This window comes from Corynebacterium sp. HMSC035E02 (assembly GCF_001836065.1).
Taxonomy (GTDB): domain Bacteria; phylum Actinomycetota; class Actinomycetes; order Mycobacteriales; family Mycobacteriaceae; genus Corynebacterium; species Corynebacterium hiratae.
Window position 1 is genome coordinate 41873 of the sequence record NZ_KV827374.1, and the last position, 4341, is coordinate 46213.

A 4341-nucleotide genomic window follows, 5' to 3' on the forward strand; every position below is an offset into this window, starting at 1 on the left:
ACCCGCCTTGGAGTGGCCGGTGAGCGTCTTCTGGGAGATGACAAACATCGGCTGATCCTCATCGCGGCCAATCGCTGGCCACAGCAGGGAGTGCAGCTCGGACTCGTTCGGGTCGTTGGCGCGGGAGATGAAGCGCTCGTCGATGCCGCCGGCGACCACGACGTCGGCCTTGCCCAGTGCACTCTTGCTGCATAACCCAGATAAAGATCCAGCCCACTCTCGACTAGGGCGAGGCGGGCTGAACGATTAAACGAAGCTTGTCACGGCGCACGACACCCCGCCAGACGGACGAACAAATGAGCAGGCAGTGAATGCGGTTGAATGGACGGTGTCAAGTTTTCGTGGCTGGGTGAATTTCCTTGCATCATCAATCGCATGTAGAAATCGCGTAGATCGTGTAGGCTCACACGCAGCACTAACAGCCCGAAAGAAGAAGAACAAGAAAGCATAAAGGAGGCGAACCGCGATGATGACCCATAACAATCAGCCGCTAGGACGCCTCTTTAAGCAACTCTTCTAACAGGCTGACTTGACCATTTCCCGGGAAAGCGGCCCTGCTTATCCCGGACGTTGGTGCCAGCCGCGCGACCCGCGCGCACAACTTATAAGTCAGCCGCCCAAGCAGGCCCTTTCTCACGAACTGCGTTACGTAAACGCAGAGAAAGGCTCTCTTATGCGCCTGCACAACTTCGCCTCTATTGTTGAAGACAAGACGGTGGCGCAGGCACAACTCGTCGCTGACCTGCCCTTCGTCTACCCACACGTGGCGCTCATGCCTGATGCCCACTTTGGCAAGGGCTCCTCGGTCGGCACCGTCTTCGGCACGCTGCGTGCCGTCATCCCGGCGGCCGTCGGCGTGGACATCGGCTGCGGCATGATTGCCGTGCGGACCCACCTCACGCACGCGGATATCCAGGACTTCGCGCTCGAGGACCTGCGCACCGCAGTCGAAGACTCCATTCCGCTCTCGCCCGGCAATTACAACGGTTGGATCATGGACCCGCGCACCGAGGCTCGTACGCGTGAGCTCGCGCAGCTGGCCCAGGACACCGGCGTGGATCTCGGCCACTCCAAAAACTGGCGTCAGCAGCTGGGCAGCTTGGGCGGTGGCAACCACTTCATCGAGCTGTGTCTCGACGAAGAGGACCGCGTCTGGCTGTTCCTGCATTCTGGCTCGCGCGGCGTGGGCAACAAGATTGCCCAGAAACACATCAAGGCCGCGCAGCGCCACTGCGAGAAGCATTGGATCCAGCTCGCGGACAAGGACCTGGCCTACCTCGTCGAGGGCACGGAAGAGTTCGACTCTTACATTGCGGATCTCCACTGGGCACAGCACTTTGCGCTGCTCAACCGCGATGAGATGATGGACCGCTTCCTCGACTGCGTCGCCACCTGGTCCGGCGCGGATCGCGAGACCCTCGAGCTCGAGCGCATCAACTGCCACCACAACTACACCCAGCGCGAGAACCACTACGGTAAGAACGTGTGGCTCACGCGTAAGGGCGCCATCAAAGCAGACGAAGGCGACCGCGGCCTCATCCCCGGCTCGATGGGCACCGCTAGCTACGTCGTGGAAGGCAAGGGCTACCCGCCGGGCCTCAAGTCTGCGCCGCACGGCGCGGGTCGCGTCATGTCGCGCACCCAGGCCAAGGCCCGCTTCACCGAGGCGGACCTTGCCGCACGCATGGAAGGCATCGTCTACCGTCCCGGCGCCGAGTTCGTCGATGAGATTCCGGACGCCTACAAGGACATCGACTGCGTGATGGCCGATGCCGCCCAGCTCGTCGAGGTCAAGCACACCCTGCGCCAGATCCTCAACGTCAAGGGCACCTAACCTGCGCCATGATGGGACCGTCACTTTTAGTGACGGTCTCTTTTGAGCTTTCCGATGCCCCCTCCTGCAGCGTCGCATCAGCACGACGCTTTGCCTTATGTAAGGAAACGAAGTAGGTGACCACTATTGATTACTGCTTATTTATTGCGAAGGGCTGGAACTGCTCGGTTGGTCGGAGGTGAAAGCCGAGTATTAAACTGCGTCGAAGCGAGTTGGCGTTCAGCATCGTCGACCAACATGAAAACATCGTCAGCGAAGTAACCGAGAAGCCCGCCCGCACCGATGACTTTCTTACGCAGAATGCCAGCCTCGGTGAGTGAATCGAGCGCGTCTCGGGCCGTGCTTGTCGATGAAATCCCCAGCTCGGACTTCACAATGGGCACCGTGACCAAAGGCATGGCAGGAAGCTTCTTGAGCAGTTGGAACTCCGTCGAATTCGATTTCAATGCGCGCTTGCTTCCTTGCGCAGTGCGGTGGTGATTGACCTTGTCCATCCATTCTGCTTCTAGGGCGGCGACGCTATCCGCAAGTTCAGCTGCTTTGGTGGTGGCGACTTGTGCAGCCTCGACGAAGAAAGAGATCCATGCCAGCACGTCACCCTCGCGGAATTTCGTGAGTCCGTCGACGTAACGGTCACCGAGCGTTGCCAGCACCATACTGACAGGGAGAACCGCAGCATCGGTGAGCCCTCTGCGCTGCAAAAGTGCGTGAATCATGGCTCGTCCCACGCGCCCATTCCCATCCGGGAATGGGTGGATGGTCTCGAACTGTGCATGAACGAGCGCTGCTTGAACGAGCGCGGCGTGGTCTGCCCCGTTGAAGTATTCAATGAGATCATCGAGGAGTTCTGGGACTTGCACGGGAGGCGGGGGAACAAAAGCTGCATCGATGGGGTGATAATCAGACCCGCCAATCCAGTTTTGAGTAGTACGTACTCCTTGTAAAGGCTTTTCTGCAACGAGCGCTGTCTGCATTGCAACAATGTCATCCAGGACTAGCTCGTCTTTGTAAGCCAAGTCTGCATTGATGGTGTCGAGGATGGCGACATTGCGGGCGACAGCTGTTGCGGATTCTTTGAAACCCCGAATTCCGGAATCTGATTCACGCGCGAGGATCGCCATGGCCACTTTGTCGGAGTTAGGAGCGATTCCCTCGATCCGGGAGGAAGCGACGGCCTCAGAACGGAGCAGGAGTCGCGCAACGCCTTCAAGGGAATGGGTATTGTCTCTCATCCCAAGATTGTGAATCTCCCGCTCGATGCGAACGATACGTCGCGAGAGCTCGGACGGAAGCTTCAACGACATGCCTGCAAGTGGATCGGGAACGAAAGCGTGATACTTACCTCCTTGTTTGGCGCGTCGAGAAAGACCGCTGCCATCAGCGGGGATCCATTCCAATTCGACTGTTTTTGCCACAGCTGACTCCTCTCATGCGCTTGGGGCATTGGGGATAAGGTTTATCTCGGTAGATTGATGTCCTAGTTTACCGGGATAGCTGTTATCCCGGTGGACTGCGAGCACAAAAGATTAACGGAGCTCCAGTAACCGGTAAGATGCTTCAATGTTGTGCAGACGAGGCAGAAGCCGGATATAACCTCGAAGTCTTGCGTAAGCGGGGACGATTGATTGCTAAAGAATATTCTTCTTTGCGGTCGGCACGAGAACTGGAACAGGAGAGTTCCGAGAAGCTGAAGTGATGCTGATATGAAGGCAGCGGAATTTGAGGCCGGAGAGACGAAGCCGGCATTACACCAAGTGAGCCTTGTTATGATTATCGAAGGTTTGTCTGTGGCGGCCCCTTGATCGTGGTCTTGCCCGGTTGAGCTGTAGATTTTCGTGAATTGATAAAGGGAATAGAGGCGTCACAATGGCAAAGTTGAACCTGCGCGCAGTCGAGGAACGAACGTCGAAACTAGGTGGCCGTGCCGAATATGATCGCGAGTTCTTGTTCAATTTGCTCGAAGCCTATGGTCGCGCTAAATCTTCAATTACGCGACTGCGGTCGGGAAACCTCGATGTGGCGCAGGATCCTTCGCGAGAAGTAGCGCAGAAGAACGTTGTTTACTTCCATGAATCAGAGTCGGGACAGGCTTTCGATGATTTTGTTCGGTTGTCGACTGCGGCTCACGTCATACCTCGATGCGCAAGGTCGCAGAAGAACTCGGGATCAATCGCTCGACTTTGGGATACTGGTACAAGCAATTCGGCACCAACGTGCCTAAGGATGATGATGCATCGTCACCCGTAGAAAAGCTTGCTGATGCGGAAAGAATTCGCCAGTTAGAACGCGAAAACAAAAGGCTTCGTGAAGAGCGCGATATTCTGCGCAAGGCCGCGAAGTATTTTGCGGAAGAGACGACCTAGTGATCCGCTTCCAGTTCGCCTGTGACAATCTCGCCGACTACTCGGTCAAGCGGATGTGCACAGTCCTGGGCCTAAATCGGTCTTCGTACTACAAATGGAAGAAATCGGCTCCGCGGTGTTGCGACCGGCTATTTGGTAGCAGTG

2 protein-coding genes and 1 pseudogene are annotated in these 4341 nt (G+C 56.9%); 2 read left to right on the forward strand and 1 reads right to left on the reverse strand.

Annotation, left to right across the window (positions count from 1 at the left end):
* Nucleotides 1–673: 673 nt before the first annotated feature.
* The gene (locus tag HMPREF2635_RS11195; protein WP_070547451.1) at nucleotides 674–1834 is read left to right on the forward strand and encodes an RtcB family protein; all 1161 of its coding nucleotides are present in this window, start codon (nucleotides 674–676) and stop codon (nucleotides 1832–1834) included.
* A 137-nt stretch (nucleotides 1835–1971) separates the two neighbouring features.
* On the opposite strand, the gene HMPREF2635_RS13485 is transcribed toward HMPREF2635_RS11195, so the two are convergent.
* Nucleotides 1972–3249, reverse strand: coding sequence for a Fic family protein (locus HMPREF2635_RS13485; RefSeq protein WP_046647824.1), 1278 nt, complete (start codon nucleotides 3247–3249; stop codon nucleotides 1972–1974).
* A gap of 720 nt (nucleotides 3250–3969) precedes the next feature.
* On the opposite strand from HMPREF2635_RS13485, the pseudogene HMPREF2635_RS13740 reads away from it, so the two are divergent.
* A pseudogene (locus tag HMPREF2635_RS13740) lies at nucleotides 3970–4341 on the forward strand (transposase); the annotation flags it as partial.

Excerpts from the sequence above, each read along its gene's own strand:
- HMPREF2635_RS11195 (WP_070547451.1), top strand. The coding sequence starts at position 674 with ATGCGCCTGCACAACTTCGCCTCTATTGTTGAAGACAAGACGGTGGCG.